Source organism: Pseudoduganella sp. RAF53_2, from assembly GCF_052113985.1.
In the GTDB taxonomy this organism is placed as follows: Bacteria; Pseudomonadota; Gammaproteobacteria; order Burkholderiales; family Burkholderiaceae_D; genus Rugamonas.
This window is the reverse complement of the sequence record NZ_JBFRDW010000496.1, coordinates 1-4,560: the sequence shown is the minus strand read 5'-3', so window position 1 is coordinate 4,560 and position 4,560 is coordinate 1. Positions and strand designations below refer to the sequence as shown.

Genomic DNA, 4,560 nt, shown 5'->3' with positions numbered 1-4,560 from the left:
GTCGTCGTCGATGGTTGGTTATGATTTATTTTTGAAAATCGGTAATGATTTTGTTTCCGGCAAGCCACTGGAACTGGAGGTGGTGTTCCAGGAAATGCCACATTCGGAAGCGGAGCTGCGCTCGCATATTGCGGCGATGGTGGATTCGGGCCTGCTGGTTGCGCAGACTGGCGCGGACGGGGGCTCGGTGCGGCTCATGCCCACGCAGCGCTTTGTCGAATTACTGAAGCAGTACCAGTCCAAATTCGAAAGCCACTTCATCCTGCGCAAGGATCTGCGGTCGCAACAGCTGTTGGCCATGGCGCCGGATGCGCGCCTGCAGCACCTGGTCGAAACCTTGTACGACCATTTCTACGATATCGGCTGGCTGTATCTGCACAATTTTGGCGGGATCTGCTTCCTGATGTCGTCGCTGGTGAAACGCGTGACGACGGCTTACGGTTTCAATGCGCGCATCGAATCCTGCCATGTGGAGATAATCCGTGGCGAGCACAGTTTCAATCTGGGCAGCCCGGGCTATGCGGCGCCGGGCCAGATCGAAGGCCATGCGGTCTGCGTAGTTGACGATTCCGTGCTGATCGATTTCGGCCTGGGCAATGTGCGGCGCGGCTTCCGGCGCGATTTTTATTGGGCCTTGGCTTGTTCTTATGAACCGCACGACACCGTGATGGCGGAGATGCAGTTGCCGCAAGGTGAAACGGTCACCTGGATGAACGACTGGCAGACACCGGATGGCCCGGCGGAATTGGCGAAATACGAAGCGCTGGTGGAAGAGCTGTTCGCCCTTTACGTGGACAAATTCGGCTGAAGACCGGTCAGGCGGCATCCTGGCGGGGGACGTGGACGATGGAGATGTCGAAGTGATAGGACATCGCCGAGACCGCGCCCATCGCATCCCCTTCGCAAATGCGATCCACCACGGCCTGGTGGGCATCGATCACGCGGGTCAGATCGGCTTCGCTGCGGCGGTCGTCGAAGTGGATGCGGGAAGAGGCTTCCACTGGCGTGCGCAAGGCCGCCAGCAGGATGCTGTTCAGCGGGTTGCCGCTGGCTTCTGCAATGACGCTATGGATGGCGGTGTCGCAGGCCACGCGGCGGGCGTGGTCGGAGCCGGCCGCGCGCATCTGCGCGACCAGCTCGCGCAAGGTCTGGCGCTGTTCCGGCGTCGCATAGCGCGCCGCCAGTTGCGCAGTTTGCAGCTCGATGGCGCGGCGCGTTTCAATGACGTGGGCGATGCTGACTTGCGCCGTGTTGAGCGCGTAATCGAACACCTGCGCCAGCACGAAAGGATCGATGGCGCGCAGACGCGGACGGCGTCCGCCTTCAATTTCAAGGATGCCCAGTGCCGCCAGGCTGCGATAGGCTTCGCGTACGCTGCCGCGGCTGACCTTCAGATCCAGGCCGATCTTGACTTCGCTGGGCACCGTGTCGCCCGGACGCAGATGTTCGCTTTGCACCAGCGCGAGCAGGTGGCGCGCTACCTGCGCCGACAGTGTGGGGCGTTCGAGCGGAGAGATGGTGGCAGTGGTATCCATGCTTGAAGCCTAACCGCTCGATTGAGACCTGTCAAACAGGCTTGCTGCCATAGACGCGCTTGATGCGGCGCGACAGTGTCCAGAAGAAGAAACCCGTCAGCATATTAATCATCGCGATGGCGGTCATGGCTGTGCGCAAGCCGCCGACACCGCCGTCCGCTGTGCCCAGTAGGTCGCTCAGCGCGCCCACCAGCATTGGCCCCATGCCTTGTCCGATGATCACGCCCGCCACGCCGATGATGGCGACTGCGGTAGCGCGGGCTTGCGGCGCAACCAGGTCCTGCACGGTGCCGAAGACCGGTCCCGCCAGCGTGCCCGCCACCAGGAAGGTGATGAAGAGCAGCGCCATTGCTACCCATGGGTCAGGCACATGGAAGCTGGCGATCAGCGGCACCAGCACACCCCAGCTGACCCAGGCCGAATAGTTGGCGCCATGCGCGCGGGACTTCTTCGCCAGCCGCACGCTGATCTGTCCTCCCGCCAGCGCGCCAATGCCGCTCGCAAGGCCAATGCACAAGCCCAGCCCCAATCCAACCACCGGTGGCGACAAGGCGAAGGACCGTTCAAAATAACTTGGCAGCCATGCGCCGACCGCACCCGCCACGCCAACGAAGGCAAAGGCCAGCACCAGCATGAAGAAGCACTGCAGGTCGCCCAGCTGGGACCAGATGTTTTTGCCCAGCGTGCCGGCTGGCGGCTGGTCCACTCGCAGCGGCTCGCGCACGGTCAGCTGGAAGATCAGCGCCATCACCATGCCGGCAATGCCAAGCCACACGAAGGCCATGCGCCAGCCGACTGAATTCACTAGCAGTCCGCCGCCCAGCATCCCGCCCAGCATGCCGAGATAGACGCCGCTGAAGTGCGCGGCATAGGCGCGGCCTCGCAGCTCGCGCGGATAGTAATCGCCCAGCATCGAGTGGCTGGCCGGCACGCAGCCCGCTTCACCGACGCCGACGCCAATGCGCGCCGCCAGCAGGAACATGAAGCTGCTGGCCATGCCGGATGCGCCGGTCATCAGCGTCCAGGCGGCGAAGCTGAGGAAGATGATCCATTTCCGGCTGCCCCTGTCGGCCATGCGCGCCAGCGGGATCGAGATCAGGCCGCCCAGCAGCGAGAAGGCGAGGCCGTTGAGCAGGCCCAGTTGCGTGTCGCTGAGCAGGAACTCCCGTTTGATCGGTTCCATGAACATGGAGATCACGACCTTGTCGACGGAACACATGAAGCCCACCACGGCCAGCGCTGTCAGGACATAAGCACGATAGGCGGGGCTGAAGCTTTTCATTGCGGGGGCTGGTGCCTGGACGTCCGGCGGCAACCGGTCGAGTGCTGATTTCATGCGGCTTCTCCCATTTGTTGCGGCATGAAGCACCGCAGATCGTCAGCCCACAGCGCGGCGTCCGCGCCGGAAGCGAAATGGCCTTTGTCGCTGTCGAGTTCCACATAGGTCCAGTTTTCGGTGCCGGGCATTTGCATGACCGTTTTCCCCAGGGCTGGCGAGAACACGGGATCGGTGCGCGATAAGACGAACATCACCGGCATCTGCATTGCGGCCAGCTGCGGCCGCACGTCGAACGTTTCCGCCGCCTGCATCAATACGAACAGCGACATGGGATCGAAGGCTTCTGCCCATTCACGCGCCAGACGCTCCACTTCCGCTGCGCGTTCGCTGGCATCGGGAATGCGCGGCGCCAATTCGGCATCGACCCCGTACAGGGTGAGCGTCTTCACGCGCTGTGCAGTCAGATAGGGCAGCATGGCGCTGCGGTCGCCGCGGCACCAGGGTTCCCAACCCGGATCKGATTGCAGCGATTTCAGAATGCCCGCAGCCGTTGGCGGCGCGGGATGCCAGGGCGCGCCGACGGCGGCGATGACGCGGCCCACTATGTCCGGATAACTGGCCGCCCATTGGAAGGACTGATAAGCGCCGAAGGAGGGGCCGGTCACTGCTGCCAGCTTGCGCACGCCCAGCGCATCCAGCAGGGCTTTCTGCGCATTGACGATGTCCTGCACCGTGATCGGCGGGAAGTCCGGCATGAAGTCAGGACCGGTCGAGCCGTAGCAGGAGCCCAGCATATTCGGGCAGATCACGCAGTAGCGGTTGGTGTCGATCGGCTTGCCCGGCCCGACCAGATCACTCCACGATCCTTCCGCCACATTGGCGCCGGGATCGAGCATGGAAGGACCGGTGGTGTAGCCATGCAGGACCAGCACCACATTGTCCCGTGCCGCATTGATCTCGCCTAGCTGGCGGTAAGCCACTGCCATGCGCGGCAGCACCACGCCGCTGGACAGTGTGAAGTCTTGCATCGTGTACTGGTTCATGATCAGAATCGGTAGCCGGCTTCGATGCCGATGGTGCGCGGCGCGATAATGCCTTCGCCGAACGGGCTGCCATCGGCCTTCAGGGACTCGGTCTTCACGAAGGTGATGCCGTGGCTGTCGTTCAGGTTCTTGGCGTATAGCGAGAAGCGCCAGTTGTTGTTTTCGATGCCAGCGTTCAGATTGAGCGTGGTGTAAGAACCCACGTCCACCGATGCGTGCCTGCTGAAATCGGAGACACGCTTGCCGGTGTAGTTGACGGTGCCGCCCGCGTTGGCGCTCCAGTTGCCGGACAGGTGCCAGCGATAGTTGGCGCCAACCGATCCGCTCAGCTTGGGCACGAAAGGCAGGCGATCGCCATCGACGCCGCCTGCTGCGGGCGCGTCTTCGGTCAGCTCGGCCAGTGTGTAGCCCATCGAACCGCGCAGCGACAGGCCGGAAACCGGATACCACATGATCGAGGCTTCCGCGCCGCGGCTGCGCGCAGCGCCGCCATTGACGTAGAAATTGAAACCGGCGGCGCTGGTCTGAATCTGGATGTCCTTCCACTTGGTGCTGAACAGGGCCGCTTCGATGGATACCTTTCCGCCATCCAGCACCGACTTGTAGCCCAGTTCATAGCTGGTCAGCGTGTCCGGCTGGAAGGTTTGCGGCGCATTGCCGATGCCGGTCGGCGGCACGGCGTTAGGGCCCCCCGGGCGATAGC

At 63.0% G+C, this 4,560-nt stretch carries 5 protein-coding genes; 1 reads left to right on the top strand and 4 read right to left on the bottom strand.

All coding sequences use genetic code 11. The features are described 5' to 3' along the window. Positions 1-808 (top strand): hypothetical protein (locus AB4Z11_RS23830; RefSeq protein ID WP_442028150.1); only part of this gene is annotated, 808 nt, incomplete at its 5' end. A gap of 7 nt (positions 809-815) precedes the next feature. Here AB4Z11_RS23830 and AB4Z11_RS23825 read toward each other — a convergent pair. The 4 genes from AB4Z11_RS23825 to AB4Z11_RS23810 form a co-directional block, all read right to left on the bottom strand. Next, positions 816-1,535, bottom strand: coding sequence for a FadR/GntR family transcriptional regulator (locus AB4Z11_RS23825; RefSeq protein ID WP_442028148.1), 720 nt, complete (start codon positions 1,533-1,535; stop codon positions 816-818). Positions 1,536-1,566: 31 nt separating this feature from the next. Continuing rightward, entirely contained in the window at positions 1,567-2,871 is a 1,305-nt protein-coding gene (locus AB4Z11_RS23820) for an MFS transporter (RefSeq protein WP_442028147.1), read from the bottom strand. Further along, positions 2,868-3,857 carry an alpha/beta fold hydrolase gene (locus AB4Z11_RS23815; RefSeq protein ID WP_442028146.1) on the bottom strand — a complete coding sequence of 330 codons (990 nt, stop codon included), beginning with the start codon at positions 3,855-3,857 and terminating at the stop codon, positions 2,868-2,870. Before AB4Z11_RS23815 ends, AB4Z11_RS23820 begins: the two co-directional genes overlap by 4 nt. A gap of 2 nt (positions 3,858-3,859) precedes the next feature. Then, on the bottom strand, positions 3,860-4,560 hold a 701-nt coding region (locus AB4Z11_RS23810; RefSeq protein ID WP_442028145.1), incomplete at its 5' end, for a TonB-dependent receptor domain-containing protein.